Here is a 15,314-nt window from a genome sequence, read left to right as displayed (position 1 = left end):
ATATTGTCCAACTTTGTTTCATCAACCATTAAAAATTAAAAATAATGTCAACACAAGATGTCAACGGAAAAGTTGTTTTAATAGCCGGAGGAGGTAAAAACCTGGGCGGATTATTGAGTAGAGATTTTGCGGCAAAAGGAGCGAAACTGGCAATCCATTATAACAGTGAGAGTTCAAGAGCTGAAAGTGAAAAAACACTGGCTGAAGTTCAGGCATTGGGTGCTGAAGCATTTCTGTTTCAGGGGGACCTTACCAAAGTAGATAATATTGCAAAGTTTTTTGACGAAACCATTTCCCGTTTTGGCGGAGTGGATATTGCGATTAACACCGTAGGAATGGTATTGAAAAAACCGTTTTCAGAAACTACGGAAGCAGAGTATGATACTATGTTCAATGTGAATTCAAAATCAGCCTATTTCTTTTTACAGGAAGCTGGTAAAAAAATAAATGACCACGGTAAGATTTGTACCATTGTGACTTCATTACTGGCTGCATATACCGGGCTTTATTCCACATATGCAGGCGCAAAAGCTCCGGTAGAGCATTTTACAAGGGCTGCTTCTAAAGAATTTGGAGCCAGAGGAATTTCTGTAACGGCTGTAGCGCCAGGCCCGATGGATACTCCTTTCTTCTACGGGCAGGAAACAGATGATGCCGTTGCTTATCACAAATCAGCCTCTGCATTGGGTGGACTTACCAATATTAAGGACATTGCTCCATTAGTAGAATTTCTGGTCACTGACGGATGGTGGATTACAGGGCAGACAATCTTTGCCAATGGGGGGTATACAACAAGATAAACTGAAACTTATTAAAAAAAGAAACTCACTGAAAACAACTTTCAGTGAGTTTTTTATGATTTGAGGAAGAAAGACTATAAAGTTTTCATCTTTCCTTTTTCCAATACACTTTTGATAATGAAGAAAAGTCCCAGAAGCACAAAAGGAATACTTAAAAGCTGCCCCATATTTAAGCTCATTCCATGTTCAAATTCTACCTGGTCTACTTTTATAAACTCAATCAGGATTCTCATAATAAAGATTAAAAGAATACTGATCCCGAAATAAAAACCTTTTCCGATTTTAAAGATATCTTTCTTATAAATAAGATAAACAATAAGGAAAATAATAAGATATGAAATCGCCTCATACAACTGAGCAGGATGTCTTGGAAGGTTATCTACCTGATGGAATATAAAAGCCCATGGAACATTGGTAGGAGTCCCGATGATTTCAGAGTTCATAAGGTTGGCAAGTCTGATAAAAACACCTGCCAGCGGAAGAACAATAGCGATGGCATCCAAAACAGTCATTAATGGGATTTTAAACTTTCTGGCATAGATCAGCAGCATAATCATCAACCCAATTCCACCACCGTGACTTGCAAGCCCTGCATAACCGGTAAAGTGATAAGCTCCATCCGGACCTCTCTGGATCGGTAAGAAGATTTCTAACGGATGCTGGGAATAATAATCAAAATCATAAAAGAGACAGTGTCCCAATCTGGCACCCACTAATATTCCGATAAGTGCATATGAAAATAAGGCATCGTGTGCCTGTGCGCTTAGATTTTCTTTTTTATAAATGCTTTTTACAATATTAAAGCATAAAACAAGTCCTGAAAGAAATAACAGGCCATAGTATTTAATAGAAACACCTAAAATATTGACGATCTCAGGATTGACATCCCAGTTGATATATAATAAACTCATTGATATTGTTATCGGATTTTACGTTTGCAAAGATAAGAAAATAGGATTTTTCTATAAATAGATGGGGTTTTGGAATCTTTATGTTTGATTTATAGGTTTTTAATGGTAATTTATGTTGCCTAGCGGGAAGGTGTAATGCATACAAAATCTATGGTTTTTATTCCATGATCCTTATTATATTTGTAATAAACTGATTTGTATGAATAAACTAGTTGTTTTCCTTGCTGGTTCACTTTTATTATTGAGTAATACTTTATATTCCCAAAAAACGATGCCTCAGTCACTCAATAAATGCTATATCTACCTAACATTCGATGATGGCCCACTTAACGGAAGTGAAAATATCAATGATATTATTCTAAAGGAAAAAATTAAGATCAGTGTTTTTATGGTGGGAGAACATGTGATTAAGGATAAACAGATGGATACTTATGCCAAGTATTACGATCAGAATCCCTACATTGATGAATATAATCACAGTTTTACTCATGCCAACGATCATTATGAGGCGTTTTATAATAATGTAGACAAATCAGTACAGGACATCGTGTATAATCAGAGTTTATTGAAGCTGCCCTATAAGATCGTCCGTCTTCCCGGAAGAAATATCTGGAGATTAGGCGGAAAGTCAAAAAATGATATCACCAATGGAATACAGACTGCAGATCAACTGGCTGCAATGGGGTATAAAGTAGTAGGCTGGGATGTTGAATGGCAACATCGTCCTGCTGACGGAACACCCATTCAAACTGTCAACGATATGTATACTTCTGTTCAAAAACTCTGTAGTTCTGATAAAACATTTACTAAGAATAATGTGGTGATGCTGATTCATGATGAAATGTTTCAAAAAAGCTGGGAAGAATCAGAATTAAAAGAATTAATAGATCTTCTAAGGGCAAATTCCAATTATAGCTTTGAACAGATGAGGTTTTATCCCCAATAAAAGTCATGTAATTTAAAATCATTCTTGAATAAACATTTTATAACTTTAAACTAAGTTTGGAAAGAAGATGATTTTAAAGTTATATATCTTTCGATTCCAGACTTATATTTAAAATAACACCAACACCAACACACAGATTATTGTATGCATCATCAACTGGAAAAGCACTATGTAAATAGAGTGGGCTGGCTTCGGGCAGCTGTTTTGGGAGCTAATGACGGACTGCTATCTACTACAAGTATTGTCATTGGTGTGGCAGCAGCAGAACCTGAGCGGCATATCATTATCTTGGCTGCTTTGGCAGGAATGATTGCAGGAGCAATGTCTATGGCTGCTGGAGAATACGTTTCTGTAAGCTCACAGGAAGATACTGAAAAGGCAGATCTGATCCGGGAGCAAAGGGAACTTGAAGAAATGCCGGAAGTAGAACTTCGGGAATTGGCTAAGGTCTATGAAAGAAGAGGATGTACGAAAGAAACAGCAATGCAGGTTGCTATTGAACTTACAGAGCATAATGCATTGGAAGCGCATGCCCGTGATGAACTTGGAATCAATGAAATTACTCAGGCAAAACCTTTACAGGCAGCAATCGCTTCATTCGGATCATTTGCAGTAGGAGCATTATTACCATTTACCGTTTCTCTTTTAGCTCCTATCAAGCAGATGGTATATTTTCAATATGGTTTTTCTATTATATTTCTGATGCTTCTAGGGGCAATTTCAGCCAGAGCAGGAGGTTCCAGTATTAAAATAGCAGTATTGAGAATCTGCTTCTGGGGTACGGTAGCTATGGGAATTACTGCTTTGGTGGGACATCTTTTCGGGGTGAATATATCTTAATTCAGTATGAGTTTACAGTACAGTGTCAGAGAAAGTTTAGATTAGTAAGTGTGTGATTATCAGATTATATTAAACCTAACAAGTGTTAGTCGTAGTATTACTACACTTTTTGAAATTTCTTATCAATTTGTATTTTGCTATTGCAATTAGATCTATATTTGGTGATATAAAACAACAAATCACACAGTATTAACGATTAAAATTTACAATCATGGCAGAAAGAAATTCAAGAGGAATTTTAAAATTCAACAACGGAGAAGGACAAAAATTATTAAAGCTTAACTACAGCGTATCAAGATCTACAGACGTTTCAGGACGTGTAGCATCAGATCCTTCTAACGCTCTTATCAAAATTACAGTGGAAGCAACAGAAAAATCAGACATTCTTGAAAGCTTGCTGAACGGAAAGTACAAGCCAACTGTAGGAGAAATTACCTTCAATAAATCTCACGAAGAAGGAACATTAACAACATTAAAGTGGCAAAATGGATACGTGATTCAGCACGAAGTAGACTTCGATGCAGTAGACGAAAACAGTATGTATATTACTTTTGTTGTAAGTGCAGAACAGATTGATCTGGGGAACTCTGCTTATCATGGAGCTTGGCCTAGCGCGTAAGAACCTGGTCACTTAAAAAAATCAAGTACATATAAAACAGAATGGTACAATAGATACTGTTCTGTTTTTTTGGCTCTGATGAATAAGTCAGAATCCAGAAAAATACTCTTATCAGTTTTCTGTAATTGTTAAAATAAATCGGGTAAAAGTGGATTTTATATTGTAAAAAATTTATAATTTTATAGAAAGGATATTATTTTTTAGATTTTTTTTCTGAAAATAAAAGCCTGTCAAACACCTTGCATTAATATGAATAAAAATACCTCGAATTCCGAAAAGATTTCGGAGAATCATATTCCTGGAATCAACCGTGTGGTGAAGCTGGATATCGTGATTGAAGGCAAAATACTCAAACATTTCAAACACTTCCGCTTACAGCAGAGTGTAAAGAAACACCATAATTTTGAACTGACATTGGCACATGATACCTTAGATGGGGTACAAAACCATGATCTGGAAGAAGCTCAGCAGTTTTTAGGAAAACGTTTGACTGTAGTTTTTAAATATAAAGATGTAGAAGGAAGCCCTGAAAGAACTTTTGTAGGGGTTATTACAAAAGTAGGATTCAGTCAGGAAAATCACAGTCTTGGAAATATTGTCCTGAAAGGATATAGTCCTACCATTCTTTTGGATGCTGCTCCTCATACCCAAAGTTTTGGGGGTGACCAGCCTGTCAATATGGGAATTATTGCTACCGACGTTATAAAACAAGGAATCGAAAATAGTAAATTTGATGTAAAAGTGAATGCTAAAGCATCTGCTCAGATTCTTTACAGTTCCCAATACAACGAGACCCACTACAATTATCTTTGCAGAATGGCAGAAGCTTATGGGGAGCAATTCTTTTATGACGGTGAAATCCTTCATTTCGGAAATATGCCGCCTCAAAATAAAGCTGTAGAACTCATCTATGGAAGCAATGTTTCTGATATTAATGTAGAAATGAAAGCTGTTCATATCAAACCTCGTTTTTATGGATATAACAGCAGTTCCAATACGAAGCTTATTTCAGGAGAAACTCCCATTAAACATGTAGGGAATCTGGCAAAAACAGCCTATCAGAATAACGATAAAATCTTTAAAACTCCATCATTGCAGGTTGCTCCTATAAAGGCAGCCACCGATATGGACGTGGTGATTTCTCAAACCAGTACTGCCGGAAGCAGAGCGGTTGATGTTTTTACCGTTTCAGGAGGGACTACCATTCCGTTTTTACATCCGGGATGTGTTGCGGACATCAAAATGCGGAAAACCGACAGTAATCAAACCTCTTATTTTACCAAACTGATGGTCACAGAAGTGATTCATGAAGTAGATACACTGGGGCGCTATAAAGGAAGGTTTGAGGCGATTGCTTCAGATACAGGGTATATTCCGACTCCGGATTTTACAGTTCCCATTGCAGAACCTCAGATCGCAACAGTTATATCCAATACAGATCCGCTGGGGCAGGGAAGAGTTACCGTAAGATTCGATTGGCAGCTGAATGATACTACCAATTTTATAAGAATGATGGCTCCCGATGCCGGAGGAACAGATCAGATCACTCAAAACAGAGGATATGTAGCCATTCCTGAAGTAGGAGATCAGGTAATGGTAGGTTTTGTACACAATCATCCGGACCGTCCGTTTGTAATGGGCGGAATGTTCCATGGAGGAACAGCTGTGGGAGGTGGTGTGGATAATCACTTAAAATCCATACAGACAAGAAGTGGAATCCGGGTTTTGATGAATGATGCTGAAGGAAGTGTTACCATTATTGATCCTAGTGGAAATAATTATTTCATGGATGGAAAAGGAAATATCATCGTGACAGCTCCAAAGAATATGACATTCAATGCAGGGGAAAACCTTACCATCAATGTTGGACAGGATATGAAGACCACGGTAGGAAATGATAACGCCATTAATATTACCAATAACCATAAGTTTACTTCAAGGAATTATAAACAGACCATTAATGAAAATAAAACCATTAATGTAACGGGTGATTTGAAAGAAACAACATCCACCACTACGCATAAGGCAAAGAATGGCGACATCCTGTTGCAGAGTTCAGGAATTGCTAAAATGTTGGGTAAAATTGATGCTAAAGTAAATAAAGGATAAAAACACATGAAAATAAGTTTCATGGAGTTTACTCTTGAAGATTAGAATGTATTGATAATGAATAGAATATTAAAATATCTCTTAAGCTTTTTATTTTTTACCCAGATGTCGTGTCAGGAAAAAAAAGCTCCTAAAAAAACTGAAACTATGACAAAATATGAATGGACTGAAGGAACTTCTGCTCCTCTGGGATATCCGATGGAAGTATATAAAGGAGGGATAGAATGTGAAGGTGGAGAATGGGTAGGACTAGACATTGGCCTATCACCGGGAGGAAATACCTGGGGAACCATCAATAATGGAATGGGAAATAGTTTTAAAGGCATCCCTACCCGCCTTGATTTTACCTGGATGTCGTATATGGAAAATCAGTTTTATATGATAGATTCTCCAATAGATACTCATAAAATAAAAGAATATTTCAGTAAAGGATATGATATTAAAGCCAGCAATGGAAGCGGAAATGTTAAGCATTTAAACTATAATAAAATAGCTATAGGAATGGCTCCCGGTGGAGTAATTGTGGTATGGGTAGCTGGGGTAGGCGTTCAGAAAGAAATAGGAAGGTATCTTGGGAAAAAAGTAACCATTCCTGAATCAGAAATTGCAAAGCTGGACAGCCATCAGAATCGCTTTTTCAGAGACGATTACTTAAAGGAGGTTCATACTAGTGAAAAAATAGTTCCCCTGAAAGTACAACAGGAAAACAAAGAAAAGCCTATTCCTTTTGGCTTATGGGATTCTTACAGGATTCGGTATGATTGGAAACCTGTTTTTGAACTTCCTGAGAAAGGACAGCTTAATCCTTTGACAGATGTTGGTATAGCTATGATCAACGGTGAGATGGATCAGTTGGATTCGGCTAAAAAACCTCTTGGAGATGAAGGACTAAAGGCAATGCCACTATCTTTTTCCTTTTCTGTAATGGATGCTGAGAATAGCAGATATGGTGCTGGTTGTAAACTTAATGAAAAGTCTGCTTTTGAAGCGTTTTCAAAAGTATTCGGAAATAATCCGAAATCTACGAAAGCCAGTCTGGTGATTAAAATAAATGAATCGTACAGCTTTTTTACAGTGATGCTGAAAGGCGAAAATGGAAAAGAAGCTTTTATTAAGACAGAAAACCTGGAAATGTTTAAATCCAGAAAGAAATAAAGGATACCGAACTATAATTAAGTTTTGATTATGGGAAAAACATTTGTATACAATACCGGAAATTCTACCCCTCCAATAGATGAAATCCATTTGGAGATAGGGGTCTTCTTTGATGGTACCCTAAATAGCCTTAAGAATACTGAAATGCGGGAGAAATATAGAGATGGAAAGAATAAAATTGAAAGTACGGATAATAGAGACCAAATCCTGATTAAAGAAGAAGCTATTAAGAAAACCACCGAGCAACAGGAAAAACGTTATGAAGGACTAAAAAACAAGGAAATCACCGAAGAAGACGAAGAATATGACCGCTTTCTTAAAGCAAGCCACAGAGGATGGCTAGACAAACAAGGAGTGGATAATAGTTATAGTAATGATTATACCAATGTGGCAAGAATGTATAAATGTAGCCAAAGGGATGAATATGGAGTATACATAGAAGGCATAGGAACATTGGATGGGCGCAGAGATGTAGATGATGGTTTCCAGTATGGATCTGGGCAGACCGGCGTAAGAGGGAAAGTGAGAAAAGGCTGCGAAATGGTAGCAGACAGGATAGATGCCCTCAAAAAATTACATTCTTCAGAGAAAGTACTTAGTAAAATTACCATTGATACTTTTGGGTTTAGCCGAGGCGCTGCTGCTGCCAGAAATTTTTCCTATGAAATTAATGGAAATAAAAGACCGAAGGATGTTGAAATCAAAAAGAAAACAAAATTTAAAGGGTATAGGGAAAGCAGATCGTATGGAAACGACGGTTTGATTGCTGAATATGAAGACATTTGGATAGATAAAGATAAAACAGAGGTCAATCCGGCCTTTCTTATAGATGGTAAGCTCCCTAGATTTGGATTTCTGGGTTACTACCTGCTAAGCAAGGAAGTGCTTACTAAAGAAGAATTAGAGGAAGTAGAGCTGGATGTTCGGTTTATAGGAGTATACGATACCGTTTCCTCTTATGAAGAGTTCGGGGATATGGGAGCTATGGAAAGAGTAGGGTATAGAGGTCCTTTGCATGCTACCTTCGGTTCCAAACATAATTTCGGAGATGATGTTGAGCAACTTCAACTAAAGAATCCGGGACCTTATTATAAAGCGGTTCACTTTACTGCGATGGATGAACACCGTGAAAACTTTTCATTGACCAGATTTCCAGGGAGTATTGAGAAAGATTTTCCGGGAGTGCATTGCGATATCGGCGGAGCCTATGAAAATGGGACCGAAATTGTAGATGAGATAGAGGTGGCAGATAAACATCCTGGGGTAGGATTCAATTCCTATAGTTCCTGGAATGCTATGAAAAGACTACAGGAAAGAATGCAGGAAATTAAGGATGGACATTGGTATCATGATGGTGAGATAAAGATTGAAAAAGAGAGTCATCTATGGATTTTTCAATATCATAAAATAAGAGGAGAGCGTTTTCTTAGAAAGGAATACAGTTATATTCCTCTTCATTTCATGGAAAAACATGGAATAGATTATTATAATCATCAAATCACAATAAAAACAGAAACTACCTATTCTATCGAGCATGACGAGAATCTGCCGGCTGCAAAAAGACATCTGGAAAAGTATGTATTTGAAGATGGAAAACCATGGCAATTCATCAAGGATCAGGACTTGGGAAAAGAAGCAGCTAAATTCAATGCAGAAGCAGCTTTACAGCAACCGACTGTGGATAAGGATAAAGACGGAAATCAGATTATGAATCTTCCTCCGGTACAGGTTACCGGACAAAGATGGCAGAATTTACTGAGAATCCTAAGACACGAGTACCTTCATTGGTCTGCCAATAGAGACTGGATGGGAATGGATCCCAATAATGATTATCAAAGAAGGATATATTAAGTATGACCATAAACGTATTGCAAAATCTTCATCAGAAAACCTATCGCCTGGAAACGATTGTTATAGAACAAAGAAATCCATTTTATTCCACCCAAAAAAGCTATGTAAGAGAAGTTGAGGTCTATTATTATGGGAAAGTAAAGGATCAACATGATTTTCAGGTCCTGGTTACCCATTTTGATTTTTCTGAAGGAGGAACAATGGATTCATTTTTAAAAAAAGTCAGTTATTTATTCGATGAAATAGAATGTAAGGTAGATGATGACGGGAATATTACTACGGTAGGTAATTTACTTTTCTTGCGATTAAGATGGGCAAAAATCCGGACAAATTTGTCTGAGACCCATAAAGGAGATGCTGTAGATCGCTATTTCAGCCAGATCAGCGATCTGCTGGAAGATGAGACAAAGCTGATAGACTTCCTGGGAAGCTATAAAATGTTTGGATTACTTTTTAATGGCTTATTGAATTCATTTGATACTAAAATGAAAAGAGAATCTTCCGAAGGCTTTATAGAAATCATGAATCCTGTAAAAGACGGGAATATATTGACTTTGAAAATATCAGCCGAAAACCTGGAAGAATCAAACATTGAACAATTCAGAGGGTTGTTTGTTTGGAAGGAAGATCGATATGAAGAAGGTTTCATAGAAATTAAAAAACAAAATTCTCATTTAAAACATTCATTATTATGGATAGGGTAAAGAATGAAGGAGAGGGAAATACTCCTGAAACTCAGAATCAGGCTCCTGCTCAGGATAATGAGCAACAGAAGGCAGAGAACAGTAAAAAACAGGACGATCAACGTGCAAAAAATGAAGAGAAGGATAAAACTGAAGAAGGTTTATTGTTGGCTATAGATGGAGCAAAAATTAAATTCAATGCGCACTTGGGAACATTCAAAGTGTTGAATAATGTACCAACCACGCAAGACAAACTTACCGGGACTGTAGTAGAAAAACAGATCCCTAATTTTATCTTTGATGATGGTTTTCAGATGATTTCTCTTACAGAGTGGCAGGATTTTGGAACTGCAAAAGTTCAGGAAAACTATGTGCTGTTAAAAAAATCCACTTTACCGGGAACAGGCAAAATGCCAGGTAACATACCGCCTGAGACAGGAAAAATAGAATTTGTAACCTCTGGGCAGGTCAATGCTCCGGAAAGTATTGATGGAAAAGGGGCACCTGTACCGGATCCGGAAGAAGATAAAAAATGCTATTGCGAGAAAGAATTTACAGAAGAAGATATTAAAGGGTTTTATAACTCCAAGAATTTATTTACAGCTAAAAACTGTCCTTTGCCAGAGGATAAGAAAAGCTATAAAGAATTTACAAAAGCCCTGAATAAAGCAATGAAAGATAATGATATCAACAGTTGCCTCCGCAAGGCTCATTTTCTTGCACAGGTAGAAGCCGAAACAGGATTGGATACCACTTTAGAATATGCTGATGGATGGGATTACGATCCTACCACGCATCTTGAAAATTATAATAAATATCTTTTATTCAAAAAAGATAAAGTAAAATATAAAGAAAATGGTACAGCCCGGATAGAGAGAGGTCATAACAGATATCTTGAGTGCTTAAGCCGTGAGAACGATACAAAAGGAGACGGCCCTAAATATAAAGGCAGAGGATTAATTCAGCTTACCTGGAAAGATACTTATAAAGCCTATTTTTCGAAGATCAAGAAACCCGCAACCCAGGACCCGGATATTGTTGCCAATGATCTGGAGCATGTGTGTAACTCGGCGGCATGGTATTGGAGAGATCGTTCAGCATGGGGCGATTTGAATAAATTTGCAGATACAGATGACTTTATCTCAGCTGCAGTTGGGGTAAATGGTGGATTAACAGGATTTACTCATAGAAAAGAAAACCTGAAAAGGATTTTGAAGAATATGAAAGTAAAAGATAACTGTAAAAATCAGAAAATAAAAGATCTTGGAGTGTATACCTATGATACAAGTGCCATAAAAGACACTAAATGGGGTAAAAAAGAAAAAAATAAAAAAGCAATACAAGGATATGATGATAAATAAAATTAACATAATATGCATACTGTTTTTCTCTGCCTTTTCGTATGCTCAAGAGGTAGTAGGGGATTTTAATAATGATAAAATTGATGATACTCTTACTTATAAATGTTATAAAGTTGACGAAATTAAAGAAATTCATGAACCTACCTGCAAAATCACTTTAGTATTGGGACAATCAAAAAAGAACTATAATTTTAATATCAATTACGTATCTTCTCCTGTCATCAGTAATTGTGGCCCTGGATGTATTTTATTGTATGATACTTCTGCTGATACAGAATATACACAGGAATACACCTATTTCTCCAAATATAACAATTGGATATTAACCAAAGATGAGACGCTCTATAAAGATGAAAATGGGAAAATAGAAAATAACATTCCTAAGAACTACTTACTGTCTATTGATAATAAGAAATACCCATTGAAAAAAAATACTAAAACCTCGAAAAGAAAGGTATCAAAGAAATAAAGGAAAATATTACTTTAATGTTCTTAAAAGATTTGAGCTAATCGCTAAGCATTAGAATAGCCTGGAAATAAGAATCCAACCATGAAAAAAGGTATACAGTTATTAATATTATTGTTGTTTATTACTGTTTTTTCTCAATCCGGAAAGAAATTTCCAATTATTCCTATATCTAAAACTTATCAGCTGGGTTTCAAAACATATGATAAAGAATTTAAAATGTATAAAAAACCATTTATCTTAAAAGGAGGTAAAAAATATAATATACAGGGATACGATAACGAAAATTATTCAGGTGGTCAGATCCTAAGTATTTCTCCTAATAAAAAATACATTGTGTTGGACTATATATCAAAAGGCTATTTGGGTGATGGTACATGTAAGATATTGATTGAGAGTTGATTATGTGTTATTGCTGATGTTGTGAAAAGAAAAGTGGTGACTGAATTACAGGAAGATTGTGGTGGGTAGCTGGAATAAGCAAAATAGGTGGGTTAATGATGGGAAAGCTGTTTTTTAATTTTCTTGCCTTAGAATTAGAAATTAAATTCTGGGGTATGCTGATAAATATCTTTTGATTATATCTAAGTTCGTAAAACGGAAGAAGAAGATAGATTTATTGTAACGAATTAAAGTTTAATACAAAATGCATCAATCGTGATAAAATTAAAAAATAAAACTTTTAGAATAGTATCATTTATCTGCCTGTTTTTTCTGAGCTTTTTATCAGCACAATCGAATTATTATGATCTGGATCATGATCAGCTACAGGATGAGGTCACATTAGAAAATAACCTTGTAACTGTTCATTTTGGAAATAAAAAAACAAGTAGTTTTGAATTGCCTGAGATTACGGTTCTCAGAAATACTAGTATGGGATATACAAATCCTTCTGAGATCACAGTACATTATGGAGGAGACAGGGGCTTATATGGTGCTGTGACCTTTTTATACAAAAAAGACTGGTACGTAAAAAATGTTAATTTCTATAACCCCTGCCAGGAATGTGAAGATCAGAGTTTTAAAGTTCTTACTAAAAATATTAATGTTCCCTTAAAAAGTACAGATTCAGAAATTCTGGAAATAGATGCTAAAGGTTTTAAATCTTTAATGTTTTTTGACCACCGGGGAATCGTGAAATCCTATAAAGATCTTAAAAAGCTTTATACAGATTTATCCGGCTATCCTTTGTTGGCAGAGCGTTTTAATGATGCCGAATTGCTGGATTTTAAGAAGAAGTTTCTCTTATCTCAAAGCAATGTTGATGATTACAATAATATAGCATTTGTTCTTTTAAATAATGGAAATTATACAGGAGCTATTGAGCTATTGAAGCAAATCACCAGTAAATTTCCGAATAGAACTGTTGCATATTTGAATTTAGCAGACAGCTACTGGAATATAGGAGAAAAGGATAATGGAAAAGAGTATTATAGGAAATATATTTCTTTGATGAAATCTCAGAAAAAAAATCTTGGTAAAATTCCCGGATATGTTTATACAAGGTCAAAATAACAAGACTATTTAATAGGGGTTTGTAATGAATGTAAAAATAAAATTTGTTGCGGTTCTTATTCTGTTTAGTATAGTAATGAAAGCTCAGAATGTAAAAATATGGGTTAAAGTACTACACGCAAATATTATCTTACATCAGAAAGTAACTGATGACAGTACTTTTGTATCAATAGACAGGAAAGAAAATAAATGGCTGGGCAAAAATGTAAGTATAAAAACGGTTAATTACTGGAGTAATGCCCCAATAGAAGTTACTGCAGATTGCTGCAGAAAAACTACTCTGATCATTAAAAGAACCTTCCTTGGAAATAATATTGTTGGTGACAGACTTTATTTTAAGAAAAATAAAGGGAAGTATTATTTTAATGTTCTTAAAGAGTTTGAGCAAAAAGCTGAACAGTAAAATTGTGGGGGAATAAAAATGTAACTATGGAAAAATATTTAATATTAGTTCTGTTACAGTTGTCTTCTATTGTTTTTTCTCAATCCGGAAAGAAACTTCCGATTATACCTATATCTAAAACTTATCAGCTGGGTTTCAAAACATATGATAAAGATTTTAAAATGTATCAGGACCCTTTTATTTTGTATGACCATAAAAAATATAAAATAGAAGGATATGGTATGAATTACTCTGAAGGAGAATTACTTGGAATATCACCCAATAAAAAATATATTGTGCTGGACCATATTTCAAAAGGATATGTAGATGATGGAGTGCATACACAGCTCTATGAAAACTTTTTGTGCGTAATTGTAGATGTTCATAAGAAGAAGGTCATCATGAATATGCAAAGCGATTGTAGCGGAGAGTGGAATAAAAAGAACCAATGGATCAGTAACGGTAAAGTAATATTTCCATGAATACAATGTACAAGTCTATCTTATTCGTATTTTTAGCTGGATTTTTCCATCTGGAGGCCCAAAATATTGCCGGAAGTTACTTTCCTGCAGAATCCAAATGCCCAATTTATTTGAAGATTGATAAAAACAACCATTTCATCTTTACTGTAAAAAATAAAAAGAAAATACAGGGAGCTGCCAAACTTTCAAAAGAAGATCAGGTTCTATATCTTGATTTTGGTAGAGGTATAGGTGGAATGTTTAGCAATGATACTATTTATATGCAAAATGCGGGAAATGCCATGAATCCTTATAATCACTTTAAGGAATGCCATGAAATGTATATTCACTGGGTTAAAAAACAGAATCAATAAAGCATATAAAACAAAATTCCTGAGATATCCTCAGGAATTTTTATGTTTGAAGTAAATACAATCATTATCTCAGAAAAGATGAGGTTGTGTTGATTGCTTTACTTTTTTCCAGCGCAGCTTAATGAAAAGCAGATCTATATGTTCATATAGTTTTATAAGCTCAGGAGTCCCATGATTATCCTGATCATGTACTTTTTTAGGTTTTCCTTTAGAAAAATAAATTTCAAAATCGGTAGAGGGAAAGTCGACATATCCAATGTTTCCATAAGACTTTTTTAGCGTAGTAAAATCCATGTGGGTAATTACTTCCCAGTCTAGATAGCCCAACGTTGAGGTGTAATTGCCATTCATGTTCCTGGGTATATTTCTTCGGGCATTCAGCTCCACTTTACCATTTTTATGAATAATGATCGTATAAGTAGGGCAATCCCCAGTCATGCAGTCATTCTTTTTAATGATGATCTTTTCTACGGAATTATTGGAATTTGTTTTTTTCTGACTGTTGCAGACAGTAGCGAGTAAAAGAAAAATAAATGAAACGAAATATTTCATATGGTGATTTGTGTTGGTGTTGAAAATGAGGTTAAAGATACAATAATATGATGAAGGTAAAAGGGATCAAACAATGGATAAATATTGTTTGAATGTTCACGAATATCTTTGTATGATAACAAACTCATATTTAAATTAAAGTTTATTTCTAAGCTTAATTTTAATTTATATATTGCGCTCCGATTTATATAATATGGAAAATACTTAACGAAAATTTAAAGAAAAAAGAAATCAGGGGAGATATAAGCTCCCAATGCTCATTTTTGTTTCCAAAATACAATTCTTTCTT

Annotated in this window: 17 protein-coding genes; 15 read left to right on the top strand and 2 right to left on the bottom strand. The window is 35.3% G+C overall.

Annotation, left to right across the window (positions count from 1 at the left end; genetic code table 11):
* Positions 1–44 precede the first annotated feature (44 nt).
* Positions 45–800: an SDR family oxidoreductase gene (locus tag NBX25_RS08025; protein WP_123859524.1), complete on the top strand. Its 756-nt coding sequence runs from the start codon at positions 45–47 to the stop codon at positions 798–800.
* A gap of 74 nt (positions 801–874) precedes the next feature.
* On the opposite strand, the gene lgt is transcribed toward NBX25_RS08025, so the two are convergent.
* Positions 875–1,711 carry a prolipoprotein diacylglyceryl transferase gene (lgt, locus tag NBX25_RS08020; RefSeq protein ID WP_250253387.1) on the bottom strand — a complete coding sequence of 279 codons (837 nt, stop codon included), beginning with the start codon at positions 1,709–1,711 and terminating at the stop codon, positions 875–877.
* Between the two features lie 199 nt (positions 1,712–1,910).
* On the opposite strand from lgt, the gene NBX25_RS08015 reads away from it, so the two are divergent.
* The 14 genes from NBX25_RS08015 to NBX25_RS07950 all read left to right on the top strand — a co-directional run bounded on the left by NBX25_RS08015 (position 1,911) and on the right by NBX25_RS07950 (position 14,473).
* Positions 1,911–2,657 carry a polysaccharide deacetylase family protein gene (locus NBX25_RS08015; RefSeq protein WP_250253386.1) on the top strand — a complete coding sequence of 249 codons (747 nt, stop codon included), beginning with the start codon at positions 1,911–1,913 and terminating at the stop codon, positions 2,655–2,657.
* A 144-nt stretch (positions 2,658–2,801) separates the two neighbouring features.
* Positions 2,802–3,497, top strand: a complete 696-nt coding sequence (locus tag NBX25_RS08010) for a VIT1/CCC1 transporter family protein (protein ID WP_123859527.1) — start codon at positions 2,802–2,804, stop codon at positions 3,495–3,497.
* Between the two features lie 211 nt (positions 3,498–3,708).
* Positions 3,709–4,116: a type VI secretion system tube protein TssD gene (gene tssD / locus NBX25_RS08005; protein ID WP_123859528.1), complete on the top strand. Its 408-nt coding sequence runs from the start codon at positions 3,709–3,711 to the stop codon at positions 4,114–4,116.
* Positions 4,117–4,365: 249 nt separating this feature from the next.
* Complete coding sequence (locus tag NBX25_RS08000) at positions 4,366–6,225, top strand: type VI secretion system Vgr family protein (RefSeq protein WP_250253385.1); 1,860 nt, start codon at positions 4,366–4,368, stop codon at positions 6,223–6,225.
* A gap of 57 nt (positions 6,226–6,282) precedes the next feature.
* The gene (locus tag NBX25_RS07995) at positions 6,283–7,380 is read left to right on the top strand and encodes a DUF2931 family protein (protein WP_250253384.1); all 1,098 of its coding nucleotides are present in this window, start codon (positions 6,283–6,285) and stop codon (positions 7,378–7,380) included.
* Positions 7,381–7,410: 30 nt separating this feature from the next.
* Complete coding sequence (locus tag NBX25_RS07990) at positions 7,411–9,231, top strand: phospholipase effector Tle1 domain-containing protein (RefSeq protein ID WP_250253383.1); 1,821 nt, start codon at positions 7,411–7,413, stop codon at positions 9,229–9,231.
* Between the two features lie 2 nt (positions 9,232–9,233).
* Positions 9,234–9,935: a hypothetical protein gene (locus NBX25_RS07985; protein WP_250253382.1), complete on the top strand. Its 702-nt coding sequence runs from the start codon at positions 9,234–9,236 to the stop codon at positions 9,933–9,935.
* Positions 9,923–11,275: a glycoside hydrolase family 19 protein gene (locus NBX25_RS07980; protein ID WP_250253381.1), complete on the top strand. Its 1,353-nt coding sequence runs from the start codon at positions 9,923–9,925 to the stop codon at positions 11,273–11,275. Before NBX25_RS07985 ends, NBX25_RS07980 begins: the two co-directional genes overlap by 13 nt.
* Positions 11,262–11,744: a hypothetical protein gene (locus NBX25_RS07975; RefSeq protein WP_250253380.1), complete on the top strand. Its 483-nt coding sequence runs from the start codon at positions 11,262–11,264 to the stop codon at positions 11,742–11,744. Before NBX25_RS07980 ends, NBX25_RS07975 begins: the two co-directional genes overlap by 14 nt.
* Positions 11,745–11,825: 81 nt before the next feature.
* Complete coding sequence (locus tag NBX25_RS07970) at positions 11,826–12,143, top strand: hypothetical protein (protein WP_250253379.1); 318 nt, start codon at positions 11,826–11,828, stop codon at positions 12,141–12,143.
* A 255-nt stretch (positions 12,144–12,398) separates the two neighbouring features.
* Positions 12,399–13,256, top strand: coding sequence for a tetratricopeptide repeat protein (locus tag NBX25_RS07965; protein WP_250253378.1), 858 nt, complete (start codon positions 12,399–12,401; stop codon positions 13,254–13,256).
* A 25-nt stretch (positions 13,257–13,281) separates the two neighbouring features.
* The gene (locus tag NBX25_RS07960; protein WP_250253377.1) at positions 13,282–13,659 is read left to right on the top strand and encodes a hypothetical protein; all 378 of its coding nucleotides are present in this window, start codon (positions 13,282–13,284) and stop codon (positions 13,657–13,659) included.
* Positions 13,660–13,685: 26 nt separating this feature from the next.
* On the top strand, positions 13,686–14,120 hold the full coding sequence (locus NBX25_RS07955) for a hypothetical protein (protein ID WP_250253376.1): 435 nt from the start codon (positions 13,686–13,688) through the stop codon (positions 14,118–14,120).
* Positions 14,117–14,473: a hypothetical protein gene (locus tag NBX25_RS07950; protein ID WP_250253375.1), complete on the top strand. Its 357-nt coding sequence runs from the start codon at positions 14,117–14,119 to the stop codon at positions 14,471–14,473. The genes NBX25_RS07955 and NBX25_RS07950 overlap by 4 nt, the downstream gene beginning before the upstream one ends.
* A 69-nt stretch (positions 14,474–14,542) precedes the next feature.
* Here the strand turns inward: NBX25_RS07950 and NBX25_RS07945 are convergent, their stop codons facing one another.
* Positions 14,543–15,025: a DUF6438 domain-containing protein gene (locus NBX25_RS07945; RefSeq protein ID WP_250253374.1), complete on the bottom strand. Its 483-nt coding sequence runs from the start codon at positions 15,023–15,025 to the stop codon at positions 14,543–14,545.
* Positions 15,026–15,314: the final 289 nt, after the last annotated feature.

It is taken from the genome of Chryseobacterium sp. Marseille-Q3244, from assembly GCF_940807095.1.
Taxonomy (GTDB): Bacteria; Bacteroidota; Bacteroidia; order Flavobacteriales; family Weeksellaceae; genus Chryseobacterium.
The sequence above is the reverse complement of the archived record's forward strand: the minus strand, read 5'-3'. Positions and strand labels throughout refer to the sequence as shown.

Coding starts and splice junctions, on each gene's coding strand:
- NBX25_RS07955 (WP_250253376.1), top strand. CDS start 13,686: ATGGAAAAATATTTAATATTAGTTCTGTTACAGTTGTCTTCTATTGTT.
- lgt (WP_250253387.1), bottom strand. CDS start 1,711: ATGAGTTTATTATATATCAACTGGGATGTCAATCCTGAGATCGTCAAT.
- NBX25_RS07975 (WP_250253380.1), top strand. CDS start 11,262: ATGATGATAAATAAAATTAACATAATATGCATACTGTTTTTCTCTGCC.
- NBX25_RS07995 (WP_250253384.1), top strand. CDS start 6,283: ATGAATAGAATATTAAAATATCTCTTAAGCTTTTTATTTTTTACCCAG.
- NBX25_RS08015 (WP_250253386.1), top strand. CDS start 1,911: ATGAATAAACTAGTTGTTTTCCTTGCTGGTTCACTTTTATTATTGAGT.
- NBX25_RS08000 (WP_250253385.1), top strand. CDS start 4,366: ATGAATAAAAATACCTCGAATTCCGAAAAGATTTCGGAGAATCATATT.
- NBX25_RS07945 (WP_250253374.1), bottom strand. CDS start 15,025: ATGAAATATTTCGTTTCATTTATTTTTCTTTTACTCGCTACTGTCTGC.
- NBX25_RS08025 (WP_123859524.1), top strand. CDS start 45: ATGTCAACACAAGATGTCAACGGAAAAGTTGTTTTAATAGCCGGAGGA.
- NBX25_RS07970 (WP_250253379.1), top strand. CDS start 11,826: ATGAAAAAAGGTATACAGTTATTAATATTATTGTTGTTTATTACTGTT.
- NBX25_RS07990 (WP_250253383.1), top strand. CDS start 7,411: ATGGGAAAAACATTTGTATACAATACCGGAAATTCTACCCCTCCAATA.
- NBX25_RS07950 (WP_250253375.1), top strand. CDS start 14,117: ATGAATACAATGTACAAGTCTATCTTATTCGTATTTTTAGCTGGATTT.
- NBX25_RS07960 (WP_250253377.1), top strand. CDS start 13,282: ATGAATGTAAAAATAAAATTTGTTGCGGTTCTTATTCTGTTTAGTATA.
- NBX25_RS08010 (WP_123859527.1), top strand. CDS start 2,802: ATGCATCATCAACTGGAAAAGCACTATGTAAATAGAGTGGGCTGGCTT.
- tssD (WP_123859528.1), top strand. CDS start 3,709: ATGGCAGAAAGAAATTCAAGAGGAATTTTAAAATTCAACAACGGAGAA.
- NBX25_RS07980 (WP_250253381.1), top strand. CDS start 9,923: ATGGATAGGGTAAAGAATGAAGGAGAGGGAAATACTCCTGAAACTCAG.
- NBX25_RS07985 (WP_250253382.1), top strand. CDS start 9,234: ATGACCATAAACGTATTGCAAAATCTTCATCAGAAAACCTATCGCCTG.